Raw genomic sequence first — 17,635 nt, 5'->3', positions numbered from 1 at the left:
TATTTGAAAGCAGAGGGAGGACAGTTTTATGTCCATGCAAGAAATTAATGCGTCTTTACAACAATTATTGGAGCTTCATCAAAGCTTGTATTCTATCTCTAAAAGCAAAACAGACGTCTTGAAAGATGGCGATACGGATGAATTACAACAATTGTTAAAAAAAGAGAAAAAGCATGTGCAAGCAGTGGATCAAATTGAAAAAAGACGCCTTGAGCAAGTTTCTGCATGGGCAACGTCTAACCAGCTTGATTTAGAAGAACCAAACGTTACCTCACTATTAGAAGTAGTAGAAGATACGACAGAAAAGCAACAGTTAGAAGATATAACAACACAACTAGCTGAAGTATTAGTTAACTTAAAACAACAAGAACAATTGAACCAACAATTAACACATCAATCATTGCAATTTGTTCAATTATCAATGAATATGATCGCACCGACGATTCAAAGTTTTAATTATGGTAACCAAAATAAATTAAATTCGGATAAAGAAACGAAGCGATCCGTATTTGACTCTAAGGCATAAAAAGGAGGTAATTCGATGGTATCAACATTTAGCGGATTAGAAGTCGCAAAACGCGCACTTAGCACCCAACAAGCTGCACTCTATACAACTTCGCACAACATCGCCAACGCTAATACAGAAGGTTATACGCGCCAGCGTGTAAACTTTGAGCAAGTATCTACACTATCTGTTTCACGTTATACAGAAGGTGTGAAATCAGACATTGGGAGTGGTGTCCAAGCTGGTTCAATTGAACGAATTCGTGATCGGTTTTTAGATGTGCAATACCGCAATGAGAGTAGCAAGTTAGGCTATTATGAGCAACGTGCGGAAGCAATGGCGCAAATGGAAACAATTATGAACGAACCATCTGAAGAAGGTTTAGCTTATACCATGAGTCAGTTCTCCGATGCTTTACAGGACTTATCAACTAATCCAGAAGACTCTGGTTCACGATCTGTTGTAAGTCAGCGAGGACAAGCCGTTGCAGATACCTTTAGTTATCTTTCAACATCACTTGAACAAGTGCGTGGAGATCTGAATAGTCAAATAGATGTAACGGAAACAGAGTTTAACTCTATCCTTACACAGATCAATAATTTAAACGAACAAATTGGCTCAGTTGAACCACACGGTCATGTACCAAATGATTTGTATGATGAACGTGATCGTTTACTTGATAGTCTTTCTGCTATTGCTAATGTCAGTGTAAGCTATGAAAAAAGTAGTGGCCAACCAAGTGAAATTGCAATGGGTAAAGCAACTGTAACGTTAAACGGTGTTGGACAAGATGTCACATTAGTAGATGGCAATATATATCAAGTAAACCATATGGAAGTCACTTCTAATGAAAATAATAACGTCGAAAGTTTTACCTTTTCAAATCCAAATGACACAACTGCAACACCTGTAACAATAGATGCCGCAGATTATGCTTCAACAGGCGAATTGAAAGGTTTAATGGAAATGAACGGTTATGTTGACGCAGATGGAGAAGCTGCTGGTTATTATAATGAAATGTTAAGTGATCTTGATCAGATGGCTGTAGCATTTGTAGCCGAATTTAATCGTGTTCACCAAAACGGTTCTAATTTAACCGATGATGCTACAGGTGATTTCTATACAATCGATCCTGCTGCAACAAGACCAGCGGCTACGATGGCAGTTTCAGAAGATATTATCAATGATCCAAAGAGAATAGCAGCAAGTTTATCTGGTCCAAGTGGTGATGGAGAAAACGCAATTGAACTATCGAATGTATTTTCAAAATTACAAGCCGATTATGAAGTTCCAGCTGAAGGTTTAGGTAACAAAACCTCAATAAAAAGTTTTTATGAATCAATGATCGGTCAAATGGGTGTTGTCACACAGGAAGCAAATCGTATGGTTAGTAATGCAGGAGTACTGCAACAACAAGTAGAAGAAAATCGTTCTTCTGTTAGTGCTGTATCTCTAGATGAAGAAATGACAAATATGATTAAGTTTCAACATGCATACAACGCAGCTGCAAGAAGTATGACAGCAGTAGATGAAATGCTAGATCGAATCATAAATAACATGGGATTAGTAGGAAGGTAGGTTAAGATTATGCGTGTAACACAAAGTATGTTGACGAATAATATGCTTAAAAACCTCAGTAGTAGTTACAGTAATTTAGATAAATATATGGACCAGTTATCAACAGGTAAAAAAATTAATCGTCCTTCCGATGATCCAGTTATTGCAATGAAGGGGATGAATTATCGTACCCAAGTATCTGATGTGGAACAGTTTCAACGCAATATTAGTGAAGTAAATAACTGGATGGATAATTCAGATTCGCAATTAGATGAAACAACACAAGCATTACAGCGTCTTCGAGAATTAGCTGTTCAAGGTTCTAATGGTACGTATGAAGATGGACAACGTGAAAATATTGCAGCAGAAGTTGACCAATTAAAAGAACATCTAATTGACATTGCTAACACAGAGGTTAATGGTAAATATATATTTAATGGAACGAGTACAACAGGTGAAGCACCTGTAACTGTTGATGAAGATGGTAATGTTACAGGTGTTTCAACAAATGATGACGCAGTCCGAATTGAAGTAACGGATGGAACAAAACTGCAAGTTAATGTTACAGCAGGAAATGTATTCAGCGAGGAATTTTTTAAGGATATCGAAGCTTTTTCAACTGCTTTAAAATCTGATACTGATGAAGACCTTGATTCCCATATTGCAACAATGGACACACATATTAATAATACAGTAAATGAACGTGCTGATCTTGGTGCGCGTATGAATCGAGTAGAACTGATCGTAAATCGGTTAGAGAATCAATCAATTTCGGCTAATAAAATGATGTCTGATAATGAAGATGCAGATTTAGAAGAAGTTATTATTCAACTTACTACACAGGAAAGTGTTCATCGTGCTGCATTAAGTGCTGGTTCACGTGTGATTCAACCATCATTATTAGATTTTCTAAGTTAAGTAAAAGACTTGTCGCCGCTTTTGTGACAAGTCTTTTTTCAAATACCTTAAAAGGAGGATCCACCAATGGATTTCCCCCAAATACGTTTACAAACAAGAGCCGCTCAAATCAGTATTCAACATACAGAAGGACAACAACAAATTCGGCAACCCAAAGCACAACAAACCATCCAACAACCAAAGGGAGATTTAAAAATCAATACGACGCCTTCCAGACTAAGTATTGACCAATCCGAAGCTTGGGCAGATTTAGGCTTTAAATCCGTGAAAAGAATGACAAGAGAACAAGCACAAGAAGGAAAACAAGCAGTCTTTGCAGCGATCTCAAGGCGAATTCAACAAGGTGAAGAATTAATGAAGATAGAAAATGGTGGAAATCCAATTTCAAAACAAGCTGTTGATAATAGCCAAGACCCACCAAAGCAATTTAATATTGGTTGGATTCCATCAGCTGGATCAGTAAAAACGTCTTATCAACCAGCTAAAGTTAACATTCAATACACGGCACAAAAAGCTAACATTCAAACACAAGCACAAAAGCCAACAACCAATTATCAACCTGGAGCTGTGGATGTTAGTCTAGCACAGAAAAATCAACTGGATATTGATTTTGATAATCTTAAATATAAAGGTATCGGTGGTTTTGAAATTTTAATATAGAAAAGGTGAAAACATGCAAATAGAAACGAAATACTTTAATAAAATAACGATTGACGAAAATAAATTAATTGATTTTCCACAAGGTATTCCAGGTTTTATTGAAGAAAATCAATTTGTCTTATTACCATTAGAAAAAGAAACATTGTTTTATGTCTTACAATCTACAAAAACAAAAGAACTTGCATTTGTAGTAGTTGATCCTTTTCACTTTAGCAAAGATTATGAATTAAACATAGACGATAATACGATTGAAATGTTGCAGATTAAGTCAGAGGAAGATGTACAAGTGTTTGTAATAATGTCCCTAAAGGAACCATTTACTTCAAGTACTGCAAATCTTCAAGCACCAGTTATCATTAATCAAAAAGAACAAGTTGCCAAACAATATATTACGAATAGTAAGTACTATACGACAAAAGAAACAATCTTCACAAAAAATAGTACCTCCAAAAGGGAGGATTAAGATGTTAGTACTGACAAGAAAGGTAAATGAAACAATTAAAATTGGTGATGACATTGAGTTAAAAGTGTTAGGTATAGACGGAGATCAAATTAAGCTAGGAATTGATGCGCCAAAGAATATTGATATTCACCGAATGGAAGTTTATTTAGATATTCAAGCCGAAAACAGCGAAGCAGCAAGCTTTTCAACCGATTTGTTACATTTATTAAAAAAAAATTCAAAAAAAGATTAAACATCTGAAACATTCCTCCGATATTATATATGTAAAGCTAAACAGTACTAAAGACGGCCGCTTTAGTACTTTAGTGAAAACCACATGGATGTGGGAATACAACAAAACTCAAGGAGGAAATTATAATGAGAATTAATCACAATATCGCAGCATTAAACACACACCGTCAATTAGGTAGTGCAAACAACGCACAACAAGCTTCAATGGAGAAATTATCTTCAGGTCTTCGTATCAATGGTGCTAAGGACGATGCAGCAGGTCTTGCAATTTCAGAGAAAATGCGTGGTCAGATCCGTGGTTTGGATCAAGCTTCTACTAATGCTCAAGATGCCAACTCTTTATTACAAACTGCAGAGGGTGCTTTAAATGAGACACATGACATCCTTCAACGTATGCGTGAATTAGCAACACAATCTGCCAACGATACGAATACAGATACGGATCGTGCTGAACTACAAAAAGAAGTTAATGAACTTGCTTCAGAAATCACTAGAATTGGTGATAATACTGAGTTTAATACAAAGACTTTACTTGATGGTGAATTTAGTGCTACTTTCCATATTGGTGCTAATGAAGGACAAAATCTTTCTATCGAAGTAAATGATATGCGTTCGGACGCATTAGAAGTAGGTACTGTTTATACTGCAGATGCAACTGATGGAGCAACAATACTTGGACAAGATGGTACTACAGTATTGGGTACTTGGCAAGATGAGGTAGCTGAAAGTGCACCAGGAGCTGGTGATGGAACTGTTGCAGGTTATTTTGATGGTGCTGATCTAGTTTTAGAAGCAGAGACACAATTTGCAGCAAATACAAAAGGTGCAATTGGTATTGATATTTCTTCACAAGGTACAGCTGATACTGCAATCACAACAATCAACAATGCGATTGAAACAGTTTCTGCTGAGCGTTCTAAACTTGGTGCTACTCAAAACCGTTTAGATCACACAATTAACAACTTGGGTACATCTTCTGAAAACCTAACTGCTGCGGAATCTCGTATCCGTGACGTAGATATGGCGAAAGAAATGATGAACCAAACTAAGAATTCAATTCTTGCACAAGCATCTCAAGCTATGCTAGCTCAAGCAAACCAGTTACCGCAAGGCGTGCTTCAATTACTACAATAATATTAAATTATTCGAAAGAGACTCTAGCAAAGCTAGAGTCTTTTCTATTACATTAAAAGGATAGAAATTATTTATATTTATTTAGTGATTCCACAAAATTTCACCCTCAATCGCAAAACAAATTTCTTCGAGTTGATATATTCAAGACAAAAAATAGATTATAGCGTATGGTTATTTTAGTGTAATTCTTAATTCATGAATAGTTAAAATGTTAGAACAATCCGTTAGTCCATTTAGGAAATACTATTGATTTTAAAGCATAAGTAATTGCACTACTGCTAGCAATCGTTGTAGTGTTTTTTATTGTCAAGCAATTTTTTTGAAAAATATCTACACATATACGAACAATACTCCGATAATAGAAGAAATAGTATATCGAGAAGGAGATGGCACTTGCCATGAATGTTGAGGATATTAAAATTGGATCCCAACTCCTGCAAAGAAATGAGAACACGACGTTTTCGACACCTGCGCGAGATAAATCCAAAGATGAGAAATCTGTAGAGTTATATCAACAAGTTAAAGAAAATAGTATGGATCAGCCAAGTCGTGCTCAAACAGAACAATTAGTGGAGCAGTTAAATCAATTATTAGAACCACATTTTACAGACATTAAATTTGAATTTCATGAAAAGTTGGAAAAGTATTATGTTACAGTAATAGATTCAGAATCAAAAGAATTAGTAAAAGAAATTCCACCTAAAAAAATGCTGGATGTTTATGCATCGATAGCCGAGGCAATGGGATTGATCGTAGATGAGCGAATTTAACAAAGAGGAGTGATTATATGGCTTATAGTGTAGATACAGCAAGTAGGGTAACAGGTCTTGCATCTGGAATTGATACAGATACAATGGTAAAAGATTTAATGGCTGCAGAACGTTTACCATTAGATAAGATGGAACAAGATGTTTCATGGACAACATGGCAACGTGATTCTTATCGTGATATGAATAAGTTGTTTTATGATCTTGATCAACAGACTCTAGATATGAAATTGCAAAAAACATATCAATCCAAAACATCTGCTTCGACAAATGAAGCAGCAGTCACAGCAACAGCAACAGCTGGTGCTACTAACAGTTCGTATTCAATTGGGGTAAATTCACTTGCGACAACAGCTATTAATGTAAGTACAGCTGGTATTTCTGGAACAACAAAGATTGATCAATATGGGAAATTGAGTGAACAAGATTTTGGTGGGACTGATATCACTGGTGATGGTTCATTCGATATATCGTATTTTGATGAAAATGGGGCAGAGGTAACAACAAATATCGTGTATACAGCTGATGATACGTTAAATAGTGTACTTAAAAAAATCGGTACAGCAACTGGTAATGAAATTCGCGCAACATATGATACGCAAAGTGATAAGATTATTATGGAACGAACAACAACAGGTAATTATAATACAAATGGCAGTGAAATTGGATTTACAACAACAGGTTTTCTCGCTGATACATTGCGATTAGACACCGCACAAGAGTCTGGTGGAACAGATGCTACATTTACTTATAATGGTGTTGAGTTTACATCCAAAGAAAATTCCTATACATTAAACGATGTAACATTTAACTTTACGAGTGTAACTACTTCAGCAGCAACAATAACGATAGATAATGATATTGATGCATCATATGATAAAATTATGGCGTTTATTGAAAGCTATAATACAGCAATTGAAACAGTTAATGCTGCTTTACAAGAGGATCGCTATCGTGATTATAAACCGTTAACAGAAGCTCAAAGAGAAGAATTATCAGATACTGAGATTGAACAGTGGGAAGAAAAATCGAAGAGTGGTCTATTAAAAGGGGATACGACCTTATCGAATGGATTATCCTCTATGCGATATGGCTGGTATAGTAATGTTGATAATAGTAGTAATTTTAATAGCATCACAGATATAGGAATTTCTACTTCATCAAACTACTTAGACCGTGGAAAGTTAGAAGTGAATGAAGATAAGCTAAAAGCTGCCTTGCGAGAAGATCCTGATTCAGTCTATAAATTATTCTCTAACGATGTGGAAGGTTCTGGTCGTGGTATTATTAATCGTTTAGAAGACTCGATTGCAAGTACAATAAAAAATGTTGAAGTAAGAGCAGGGAAAGCAAGCTCAACTGAACAACAATATACATTAGGTAGAAAATTGAATGACATGGAAGATCGGATTTCAGCATTTGAAGATCGATTACGGTCTATAGAAGACCGTTATTGGACGCAATTTGGTGCTATGGAGAAAATGATCCAACAAATGAATTCGCAGTCTAGTTACTTGTCACAACAATTCAGCTATTAATATAAGGAGTGTTAAGATTTTATGGTTTATCAACAACAATACCAAGCGTATAAAAACAATTCAGTTAACACTGCCTCACCAGGTGAGTTGACGTTAATGTTGTATAATGGTTGTTTGAAATTTATTAAACAAGCAAAAAAAAATATGGAAGAAAAAAACATAGAATTAAAAAATACAAACATTCAAAAGGCACAAAAAATCATTAGTGAGTTCATGCTTACATTAGATCCAAAAGCTGAAATTACCAAAGAAATGATGCCGATGTATGATTATATAAATCATCGCTTGATGGAAGCGAATATCCAAAATGATATCTCGGCTCTCGACGAAGCTTATGGACTTGTCGAAGAATTTCGTGATACGTGGAAAGAAGTTGTAAAACAGACACGTCAACAGCAATATGCACAAGGCGCGCAAGTTTAATGGAAAGAATGGAAAGGCTAGAAGATATCTCGATGAAATTGTATCACTTATTAGATCAACCGATGTTAGGAATTGATAGAGAAAAGATGATTAAAGATGCTCAAGAATTATTAGCGGAACGCGAGTTGATTTTGCAAGAGGTGAAAGCACCATACACCGAAGAAGAAAATGAAATTGGGCAAAGATTAATTCCAATTGATAAGAAAATCGAGCAAAAGCTTAATCATCTTTTCACGAATCTAAAAGTAGAAATGCGTTCGGTTAAGAGACAAAAATCTTCTAATCAAAAGTATACAAATCCATACGAAAATGCGTCAAACTTTGATGGGACTTTTTTAGATAAAAAGAAATAGGTGATAACATGGTAGGAATGAAAGATGGTGATTACCAGCTGTTACGAGAGTATAAAGAGATGTTGCTTGTGATGAGCGAAGGATTCACATATGTAAAAGATAATTTATCAGAAGAGGCACCTGCTAAAGTCCAAGATGTCTTTAATGATTTGTTAGCTTCATTTCAGCAACTTAATGCCACACACGGGCAATTAGCGAACATTTTTGATGAAAGTGATGAGATGGAAGCATTGCTAAATGAATACAAAGAAATCGTTAAATTATTATCCGAATGGTTTGAGAAGAAGTCAAATGAAGAGAAAAGACAACTACTCAACGAGAAAGTTGTCCCTGCATTTGAAGCATGGAAAGAAAAAATCATAGCATTTGTTGAACCGTATACGGTGCAATAACCAAAGAAGCTCTTGAATCTAAATGATTCAAGAGCTTCTTTTTAAATTAATACATACTATTGCCGACTGCAATGCTGAAGAAAATTAGTAGTATAAGTAATAGTCCGTATAATGCTGTTCCAACAATACTAGTTACCAAACCCGCAACTGCCATACCGTTCCCAGCTTGTTGATAATTCGCAATTTCCTTTTTTGCCTTGCTTGATAAGACAATACCAATAATGCCGAAAATGAAACCAATCCATGGAATGACAATAGATAAGATACCAAGAACCAACGAGGCAATTGCCTTTCCATTTGTTACTGGTGCCTGTTGATAGTGTTGCTGCTCCTCCATATAAACACGTCCTTTCATTAAAAACTCCTGTTTATTATACCACTTTTTTATGGCTATAGAATCTTAAATTCCTTTCATAAGTATTATTGTATTAAAACGTTTTAATCAACGAAAATTGTGATGTAAGCTTATCGAGGCATCTTTTTAACTGTTATAGGTTTAGTTTTGTTCAATCTTGAGATAAGTGATGAAAAATCAAAAGTTATTAACTTAAAGAAAAATTTATCAGAATTTCTAGGATTCTCATTCCCAGAAATCAGGAAAGTAAAAACTAGGTTTAGAACCTTTCACTTCCATTTTATGTAATTACAGGGTAAAATACATAATAAAGTGGGGATTTGATGAAGAATAAAGTATGGTTTTTAGTAGCCACAGTTTCTATATTTAGTTGTACATGCATGTCTCCACCTCAAATTAATTATGCACGTACTACCTAAAAGTGTACATTCTTATTCAATCATTTTTGTGTATTACTAAGTTAGCATTTATACGTAGATTCATATCTCATGCGGTGTGCTTTTCATTTTAAGATCACTTGAATACGTTCCGAGATTACATGTCGTTTCATAAGCATTCTTTCCATCAATCTAATGCGACTTCCAAATATATTCTATTGGCATAAGATTGGTTACTCGTAATATATTCTACAATTGACGCAACATAAAAATCGTATATTTGCCACGTTTTAAATCTAATTCCGGTATTATCATTTTTTTATTAGACCATTCATAATTCCTACACATTTAAAAGTAACTTTTTAGTAATCCCTTCCAACTGTTTAGCCTTTTGAGAATTAAATGTTTTCATGGATACAACAGGTTTTGAAAGTCTATAAGCTGAGAAACTCTGCGATCTTGATTCCTTTAATACGTCAACAATACTATTCACGATTTCATCAACCTCATGTCCTACTAGACGGTGAACTACTCTCAAGAATATTCTCATTAATGGATTCGCAAAGACTGATCTAGCCCCAGATGTTCTTACAGCCATTGGATTATATAAAATATAACGAACGCCCTTGCGTTTGAATCCTGCACCCAACAAGTCATTTAGCCGGTTGGCATTGCCGTTAGCCTTCACGCTGTTAAACTTGCGACGATATTCTAAATCGTCAAAGTTGATGGGGCTGTAGATACCGGGGGTAGCAACATTTAAAATAAAAGAGTCATCATTAAATGCTAATCGATTTGAAAGGATATACCGACTTAAATACTGCAAAGCAAAGGTGAATTCTAAACCTTCTTGTGTGATAAAAGCGTCTTTACGAGATGTTTGTAGGACAGCGCAAAGAATCAATCCATCGATTGCGCCATAGGTCCTTTGGATATTCTCGATAATACGGTAGTTTTCCGAAACAAGACTCAGATCTGCTTGAAGATAAATAGCATTAGGTAGATCACCTTTATTTCTGCTTACGATAATGACCCTATTCCCAGTTGCTAAATAATACTTCGCCAGTCCTTTGCCAATGCCACTAGTACCTCCTGTAATTAACAATGTTTTCATTATTGAATCCCCTTTATTTTTGGTATATTATTTGTACTAGTATGATTATCGTACTAAGTGATATTCATTTCAAGTACGCAAAAATTCCTTACTAAGTACGGTGGACAATACTAAGGAGTGAAAAAAACAATGAACATACCGAATTTACAAGAATTAATGGCCCAAAATTTAAATAATCAAGAAAACTGCAATCCTAGTTTTAACCCGCTTGATCCTGTTTTCAATGTCTTGCAGGGGAAGTGGAAGAATCAAGTACTATTTGAAATTATCGTTTTAAAAAGCGCTCGTTTTGGTCAGCTTAATCGAGCTATCCCAAAAATTACAAATACTATGCTAACTACGACGTTACGAGAGCTAGAAAAGGATGGTTTAATCACAAGGAAACAATATAATGAAATCCCTCCACGTGTTGAATATACAATTACAGAAAAAGGGAAAGATTTACTTCCCGTTTATTATGAAATGTATAAGTGGGGCATCAAGTATCAAAAGGAATAAGAATTGAGCTTGTTTTTGCAGAAAATTTCTGGGGAAAATATATTTTTTCATTTACTTCGTTGGAGAAAGAGTGTGAATTGGTTAAGTGAATCGTCTAGTTGACGTGTTTCTTCTATCCACGTTTAACTTTAAACAATCATAAATCCATTCATATGTTGACCAAGGAGTTGTCGAATGTAGCAACTTCTATTTTGATAAATCACAGATAATATAACAATATGGGGGAAATCAACTAATTACCACAAAGTTATTTGCTGCACAGTACAAGACTACGATGCAATAAATAACTTCTGTTTCAGAATGATTTATTACTATTTTCGCTAACACTAACGGAAAACGTTACTTGAAGAAGAATAGGTAGTTATGGGCATACTTTTTAACTATCGGTTATAATAGAAATATAACCGATTAATCGGTATTTCACGAGTTAAAATATAAGGTAATAGGAGTTGAGTGGATGGTAGAGTCGAAGAAATTCCCGCTTATATCAGATAATCTCTCTATCGATATAGTTAACACTGAAATTGTAAGACGTGGAGAAAGGCAAGATCTATTAGTGGAGGAAGAAGACTTACTTAATTGGCTTGATGATATGAAAGTAAACTTGTTTTTGAATAAAGAGGATTATGAAAAGATTGAATCTCAAATTCGAAGTATCTTATCAAGGCTTTTAGAAATGCGCGCTATTTTACGCAATAATTTTGAATTAATAGCTGATGGACAGCCAATTCAAGAGAAATTTATAACTCTTTTAGAAAAAAAGATTGAGAATGCACCATTTATATATAAGCTTGTAAATAATAAACTTATACCTAAGCCAGTTGGAAAAATTGAGGATGTGTTAGAATCGTATATTGCTTATGACGCATTAAGCTTAATCCATCATAATAAGTTGTCTTATCTCAAACATTGCTCAAATCCTGAATGCGTCCTATTATTTATTGATGAGACTGGTCGTCGCAAATGGTGTTCAATGAAAATTTGTGGGAATAGGAACAAGGTTGCTCAATTTCAGTCAAGAAAAAAAAGCTAATATAGTAAAGGATCAACTCTTAGAAGGGTTGCTTTTTTTTAATTACAATAACTAACCTTTAAAATTAATATTGACAGGTTAGTATTAAAGAGTTAAACTAAAGCTATAAATTAAAAGGAGGAAAAAAATGGGTAATAAAAGTATCTCAGATCAAGAAAATCGAAGTGTTACACGATTAGCATATTTCTTGAAAATGCGAGGAGAGGGAAGGAGCACATTAAAAATAGTGCCAAAGGATGCACTAACAGGACTAATTGGAGGTTTTCTAACTATTTTTTCTTTAGTTATACTGACTAATATTACATCAATAGGATGGTTAATAGCGCCATTTGGTGCAAGTTGTGTGTTAGCGTTTGGTGTTTGGAATTCTCCGTTATCACAACCCAGAAATATTATTGGTGGACACGTTATTTCAACTTTCGCAGGTTTGTCTGTCTATCATCTATTTGGTGCTAGTCCCTGGTCAATAGGTCTAGCAGTCGGTCTAGCAGTTGCTGCAATGATGTTGACAAAAACGACACACCCTCCAGCAGGTGCTGATCCACTTGTTGTTATGATGGGAGAATATAGTTGGGGACTTCTAGTTTCACCGGTTTTAATAGGTTCAGTAATCATTGTATTACTTGCATTATTAATCAATAATTTACGTAGTGATAGGAAATACCCAACTTTCTGGGTTTAAATTTTACATAAAAGGAGACGATGAAAATGAGTGGTTTTATCTTTGAGCAATTATGGTTTGCACGCAACAATACAATTGAACGGGTTTCAGAATTAGATGAAGCGTCATCGCTTATCACACCAGAACATTTCAATAATAATATAAAATGGAATTTAGGACATATCTATTTAATTCATGAAAAATTCGCTTTTCATGTAACTGGAGAAGAAACTAAAATACCAGGTAATTTCTTAGATATTTTTAGTCCAGGTACAAGACCTAGTGAATGGATAAATGTAGAAATACCTAAGCTTGATGAATTAATTACAATGTTAAAAAAACAAGTGGATCGGATTGAAAAAACACAGAGGTCACAATTGAAAACGTACGTAGACAAACCATATACGACATCAACTGGTCTTACTTTATCAACGGTAGAAGCACTTCTTAGCTTTTGTTTGTACCATGAGGGAATGCATTTTGATGCAATTAAATCAATTAAACGGATAATTCAAAGTGAAATGTAGATGATGAATATCAAGTTGGAGATTCATGAATGGGAGAATATAATCTTGGTTCGATCGAAAAAGGAGCTATTGTATAGCTTTTTTTTTAGCTCTGTTAAAGGTTGATATTAATAATTTAATTCTTCGTACAAAGGGTCTTTATAAAATCAAAACATTAATAATTATCAAATAAGAAGATTGTTTCGACCTTTCCGGTTAAATTGAAAGTATAGTAATGTTTTTCATGCTCATAACATCAGTGATGACGAAGCGGTGGCTCATGCTTTTAATTAATTAGTTTAGCTAGTTATAAGAGAAGGAGAGGAGAGCATGGTAGGGTTACTATCTCTCCTGTTTTTTATGTAAAAAAACGCCTACCTATTATTTAAAATATTTATGATGAATCATTAATTGACATTTTTCAGTATCTTAGCTTCATGACATGGCTTCCGATGTCTAAAATTCTTGCTACAATTTCTCTAACAAGCCTTCTCCACACACACCCAGAACGATTTTAATCAAGAAAAAATAAAAAGGGATAGTAGTAGTCTGTACCCCTTATAGTGGTCATACTAATCAAAATCTCTCGTGAAACATGATTATTTGGGAAGCAGTACCTTTAGAAATTAGTGCAGCATCGGTAAAGAATTCAAGTGCATCTTCATCTACGGGCCATAAAAAGATGAAAAAAATGAAATCTATAATGAAACTCGTAGGAAAACTAGCAAGAATACTGGTGGCAATAGCTAAAAGTCATGAACCATATTGTTCTCAGAAAGTACAACCATTTGCAGCTATAGCAGCTTAATTCTAATTGTAAACCAAGTATGACTTTAAAGTGATTAATAGTAGTTTAATAATTCTTGAATGTTGGCTTATTCGTAGGATTACAGAGAAAGCGCGGAGTACTGGATACCGTTGTACCTAAGGCACTGACCCGTTTGCGCAGCAAAAACGGCCTCCACCCCTTGGATAGGCATGACGAAGGAATGAAAGGGCAAATGACCCGTTGAGACATGGGAGGGATAGCCTCCAGGGGCGGCGTGGAGAATGCCTACAGTATCTTATGGAAATAAATGGAGCTATTTATAACTCCTCTATTCCCGTATGCCTTCATATAGCCTTTATTATCAAAACTCATTCCATTCATCCGTCATTGTTCTTAGAAGTGGTCTGGAATCCTGCGTATAAGCGAGCATTTGTGAGTAAATAGAATCTAACTGAGGGAGTACAAGCATACTATTCAATAAAAAAAACGATATTGTGCAATCGAGCGTGGAAGACCATAAGCTAAGCCTAATTCCAAGTTGAAATATAGGTTTTTTATGGGTAAACGTTTGTAATGCAACAAACAACAGATGATCACACTATACTCTTTGATTGTAGCTTAGGGTAGTCGACTACTTGAAAATAAAGTTCAATTTTCTGCGTGCGGTGTAGGTTCAGGAAGTTAAATTCAAAGTCCAGCGGGAAAAGAAAGATCTGAAGATCCACTTCGGAAAGCAACTGCCCGAAGCGAAAATCAACATGGCAGTTACGCTGGAATAAATATTTTTAAATAACAACAATAATATAAAAGAAAAAAGCAGATTGTAGTTAAATACAATCTGCTTTCCTCATCTATCTAAAAGTTCTCTTTAATCTGTTGTGCTTCCTTAACTGTCTCTTCCATAATAACCGCTAGTTGTTTGTTGCTGTCTGTTTGTTCTGTGACAGAAGCACTTAATTCTTCTAAACTAGCGGAAGCTTGTTGGATGATCGCTGCAAGGTCATTGGTTGATCCTTCAACTTGGTTTGATTGGCCTTGCACTTTTTCGGCCATTGTAGTGAAACTTTTTAATTCACTGTGGAGCTTACTCATTGTTGTAGCAATTTGTTCAAAATAGCTTGTTACTTCATTTGATGAGGTAACGCCATAGGAAATTTTTTCTTTGCTTAGGGCCATTTGCTCAATTGCTTCTTGGTTACTCGTGTTAAGTTCCGTTAGATTACCTGTGATTTTCTCGGTTATTTGTTGTGTGTTATCTGCTAGTTTGCGAATTTCGTCTGCTACAACTGCAAATCCTTTTCCAGCCTCACCTGCACGGGCCGCTTCGATTGATGCATTTAATGCTAGTAGATTAGTTTGTTCGGTAATATCTCTAATTGTCCCCGCAAATTGATTGGTTTCAGCGATTTTATTAGTTAACACAGCAAAGGTATTGTTTAATTGGTTGATCACACTTTCCACTGCTTGGTTATTTTGGTTAAGACTGTCCATTTTTTTCTTACCATTGTCGGTTAATTCACTTGCTTGAATTGACTCTTTATATAGCATTTCTGATGTACTGTGGACATGGTCAATACTTTGTTTTGTTTGAATCGTGTTCTCCGAAATATCCGTAATTTGTTCAGATTGTGTTTGACTTCCTACAGCAATTTCATTGATGGCGATTGTCATCTCATTTTGTGATATGACATTTGTTTGTAGTTGTTCATTCACTTCAGAAATTTTTTCGACAATAGATGTGACGCTTTGTTCGATAATCGTACGTTGTCTTTCTTTATCTAGATTATATTGTGCTGAATCAGCTAACATGTCGCCTAGACGCTTATTTTGTTGACTGGATAAGTGAATTAATACAAAGAAGATCAAGCCAAATAATAAGTAAAGTAAGACGGTGTAACTAACTAATTCTTTTACAACAGTTGCTTCTGCTGTCATTGAATTAAAAAAGATGATTCCTAGTCCTAGTACATAGCCATATAAAAATATACCACGCTTCATTTGTATGGCGGAGAAAACAGTTAGAAAGAACAAGATTAAAACTATTTGTGCACTTCCACCTTGTGTAAATAAAAAGATATAAATCGATCCATAAAATGTCGTGATGAATAGGTATGGGACAATTGTTGGTTTTTTCCATATGCGTTGTAATAATACGTATGCGATAATACCGATCAGTAGTTCTGCAAGATAGAATAATAGTGTTGTCGTATCACTCCCAAAAAATGCATTTATTGTACCAGTAGCTAACGTGATCGACATGACGATCAACATTAACGTATTTTTCTTCAGTAGATCTTGCCACTTCATTTTTTCTATTTCATTCAATTTTAAAAACTCCTTTTCTAAATAGACCTTTATCCTTATATATCGGTTGAAAAGATGAAAAAATTTAGTTCGTTTTACTTATCTAGGTAATTTATTTTCATACTTTTTTCTTAATTCGCTTAATTTTTCCAATCTATTTACATTTTCAGCTGTATGTTGCATGCCAATCGAAATAATTAAATTCTCTATTAAAAAAGTTGGTGCAATCATTGAGTGAAAAGCGTGTTCTTCGCCACGACTTGCAAATAAGACAACATCAGCTTCCTTGGCAAAATCGAATATGACTTGATCGGTAATAATAATCGTTTGATAGCCAACCTTTTTAGCATGGTCTAAAATCACTTTTGCTTCAGGAAGTAGGCGGACAAAGCCAAAGATAACGACAACATCAGTTTGCTTCACATGCATTAGCTCTTCAAAAATTTCGCTACCGCCTTGCTGAATAATTGATATGTCACAGTCAAAGCGACTCATGCGGTACTGCATTAATGTAGCCAAACCAAGTGATGGCCCAGGACTATACAAATAAACTTTTCTAGCTTCCGTAAGCAATGAAACTGCCTTTTGAAAAGCATGGTTGGAGACATATTCCATCGTTTGATGTAAATGATGAACCGCAGCTTCTAATGTATGAAATTGCAAGGAGGACTGTTTTTCTACTTTATCTATTAAATCCTTCCATTTTCCAGCGGGTGAGACTTCTAGGCTTGTCTGCATCTTTTTTTTGAATGCTTTGAAATTGTGAAAACCGACAGCCTGCCAAAAACGGGAGACAGAAGCAATGCTAACATTAACTGCAATCGCAATTTCATTTTCCGTTGAGAGCAAGACCTGTTGGGTATTTTTTTGAATATAATTTGCAATTTTAACTTGCGTTGGTGACATGGATGACGTATCCCAATCGAAACTGATCATATGTGTGCGCTCCTTCTTGTACAGAATACTTTCAGACTAGCATATTTCAATCTAAAGTAGAGCTTTATGAAAGAAAATTTACATAATGATAAATAACGTTAATAAATTTACATCTTCTTTACGACAAGCCTAAAGTAGATT

At 35.0% G+C, this 17,635-nt stretch carries 20 protein-coding genes and 1 pseudogene; 17 read left to right on the top strand and 4 right to left on the bottom strand.

Annotated features, from left to right (window positions below; all coding sequences use genetic code 11):
- The first annotated feature begins 28 nt into the window (after positions 1-28).
- The 12 genes from DM447_RS14540 to DM447_RS14485 all read left to right on the top strand — a co-directional run bounded on the left by DM447_RS14540 (position 29) and on the right by DM447_RS14485 (position 8,941).
- A complete protein-coding gene (locus DM447_RS14540) occupies positions 29-526 on the top strand; it encodes a flagellar protein FlgN (RefSeq protein WP_112181908.1) in 498 nt (165 codons plus the stop codon).
- Positions 527-541: 15 nt separating this feature from the next.
- Complete coding sequence (gene flgK / locus DM447_RS14535) at positions 542-2,083, top strand: flagellar hook-associated protein FlgK (RefSeq protein ID WP_112181907.1); 1,542 nt, start codon at positions 542-544, stop codon at positions 2,081-2,083.
- A gap of 9 nt (positions 2,084-2,092) precedes the next feature.
- Positions 2,093-2,980, top strand: a complete 888-nt coding sequence (flgL, locus tag DM447_RS14530; RefSeq protein WP_112181906.1) for a flagellar hook-associated protein FlgL — start codon at positions 2,093-2,095, stop codon at positions 2,978-2,980.
- A 66-nt stretch (positions 2,981-3,046) separates the two neighbouring features.
- Positions 3,047-3,640, top strand: coding sequence for a DUF6470 family protein (locus DM447_RS14525; RefSeq protein ID WP_112181905.1), 594 nt, complete (start codon positions 3,047-3,049; stop codon positions 3,638-3,640).
- A 13-nt stretch (positions 3,641-3,653) separates the two neighbouring features.
- The gene (gene fliW, locus DM447_RS14520) at positions 3,654-4,103 is read left to right on the top strand and encodes a flagellar assembly protein FliW (protein ID WP_112181904.1); all 450 of its coding nucleotides are present in this window, start codon (positions 3,654-3,656) and stop codon (positions 4,101-4,103) included.
- A gap of 1 nt (position 4,104) precedes the next feature.
- Positions 4,105-4,335 (top strand): carbon storage regulator CsrA, encoded by a 231-nt coding sequence (gene csrA, locus DM447_RS14515; protein WP_112181903.1) that lies wholly within the window; start codon positions 4,105-4,107, stop codon positions 4,333-4,335.
- 125 nt (positions 4,336-4,460) lie between these two features.
- Positions 4,461-5,468 (top strand): flagellin N-terminal helical domain-containing protein, encoded by a 1,008-nt coding sequence (locus tag DM447_RS14510; RefSeq protein ID WP_112181902.1) that lies wholly within the window; start codon positions 4,461-4,463, stop codon positions 5,466-5,468.
- Positions 5,469-5,866: 398 nt separating this feature from the next.
- Positions 5,867-6,238, top strand: a complete 372-nt coding sequence (gene flaG / locus DM447_RS14505; RefSeq protein ID WP_112181901.1) for a flagellar protein FlaG — start codon at positions 5,867-5,869, stop codon at positions 6,236-6,238.
- A 17-nt stretch (positions 6,239-6,255) separates the two neighbouring features.
- Complete coding sequence (locus DM447_RS14500; protein WP_112181900.1) at positions 6,256-7,773, top strand: flagellar hook-associated protein 2; 1,518 nt, start codon at positions 6,256-6,258, stop codon at positions 7,771-7,773.
- Between the two features lie 21 nt (positions 7,774-7,794).
- The gene (gene fliS / locus DM447_RS14495) at positions 7,795-8,196 is read left to right on the top strand and encodes a flagellar export chaperone FliS (RefSeq protein WP_112181899.1); all 402 of its coding nucleotides are present in this window, start codon (positions 7,795-7,797) and stop codon (positions 8,194-8,196) included.
- Complete coding sequence (gene fliT, locus DM447_RS14490) at positions 8,196-8,549, top strand: flagellar protein FliT (RefSeq protein WP_112181898.1); 354 nt, start codon at positions 8,196-8,198, stop codon at positions 8,547-8,549. Before fliS ends, fliT begins: the two co-directional genes overlap by 1 nt.
- 8 nt (positions 8,550-8,557) lie before the next feature.
- The gene (locus DM447_RS14485) at positions 8,558-8,941 is read left to right on the top strand and encodes a DUF8042 domain-containing protein (RefSeq protein ID WP_112181897.1); all 384 of its coding nucleotides are present in this window, start codon (positions 8,558-8,560) and stop codon (positions 8,939-8,941) included.
- A 46-nt stretch (positions 8,942-8,987) separates the two neighbouring features.
- Here the strand turns inward: DM447_RS14485 and DM447_RS14480 are convergent, their stop codons facing one another.
- On the bottom strand, positions 8,988-9,296 hold the full coding sequence (locus tag DM447_RS14480) for a DUF4190 domain-containing protein (protein ID WP_112181896.1): 309 nt from the start codon (positions 9,294-9,296) through the stop codon (positions 8,988-8,990).
- Between the two features lie 717 nt (positions 9,297-10,013).
- On the bottom strand, positions 10,014-10,787 hold the full coding sequence (locus tag DM447_RS14475) for an SDR family NAD(P)-dependent oxidoreductase (protein ID WP_112181895.1): 774 nt from the start codon (positions 10,785-10,787) through the stop codon (positions 10,014-10,016).
- A gap of 129 nt (positions 10,788-10,916) precedes the next feature.
- On the opposite strand from DM447_RS14475, the gene DM447_RS14470 reads away from it, so the two are divergent.
- The 5 genes and pseudogenes from DM447_RS14470 to DM447_RS14450 all read left to right on the top strand — a co-directional run.
- Positions 10,917-11,285, top strand: coding sequence for a winged helix-turn-helix transcriptional regulator (locus tag DM447_RS14470; RefSeq protein ID WP_241964531.1), 369 nt, complete (start codon positions 10,917-10,919; stop codon positions 11,283-11,285).
- 457 nt (positions 11,286-11,742) lie between these two features.
- The gene (locus DM447_RS14465) at positions 11,743-12,318 is read left to right on the top strand and encodes a CGNR zinc finger domain-containing protein (RefSeq protein WP_112181894.1); all 576 of its coding nucleotides are present in this window, start codon (positions 11,743-11,745) and stop codon (positions 12,316-12,318) included.
- 127 nt (positions 12,319-12,445) lie between these two features.
- Entirely contained in the window at positions 12,446-13,000 is a 555-nt protein-coding gene (locus DM447_RS14460; RefSeq protein ID WP_112181893.1) for an HPP family protein, read from the top strand.
- Positions 13,001-13,026: 26 nt separating this feature from the next.
- Complete coding sequence (locus tag DM447_RS14455) at positions 13,027-13,506, top strand: DinB family protein (protein ID WP_112181892.1); 480 nt, start codon at positions 13,027-13,029, stop codon at positions 13,504-13,506.
- A gap of 655 nt (positions 13,507-14,161) precedes the next feature.
- A pseudogene (locus tag DM447_RS14450) lies at positions 14,162-14,293 on the top strand (IS110 family RNA-guided transposase); the annotation flags it as partial.
- A gap of 816 nt (positions 14,294-15,109) precedes the next feature.
- On the opposite strand, the gene DM447_RS14445 reads toward DM447_RS14450, so the two are convergent.
- Complete coding sequence (locus DM447_RS14445) at positions 15,110-16,579, bottom strand: methyl-accepting chemotaxis protein (protein WP_112181891.1); 1,470 nt, start codon at positions 16,577-16,579, stop codon at positions 15,110-15,112.
- A gap of 78 nt (positions 16,580-16,657) precedes the next feature.
- Positions 16,658-17,494 (bottom strand): MurR/RpiR family transcriptional regulator, encoded by an 837-nt coding sequence (locus tag DM447_RS14440; RefSeq protein WP_112181890.1) that lies wholly within the window; start codon positions 17,492-17,494, stop codon positions 16,658-16,660.
- Positions 17,495-17,635 lie beyond the last annotated feature (141 nt).

Source organism: Paraliobacillus zengyii (assembly GCF_003268595.1).
Classification (GTDB): Bacteria; Bacillota; Bacilli; order Bacillales; family Amphibacillaceae; genus Paraliobacillus_A; species Paraliobacillus_A zengyii.
The sequence above is the reverse complement of the archived record's forward strand: the minus strand, read 5'-3'. Positions and strand labels throughout refer to the sequence as shown.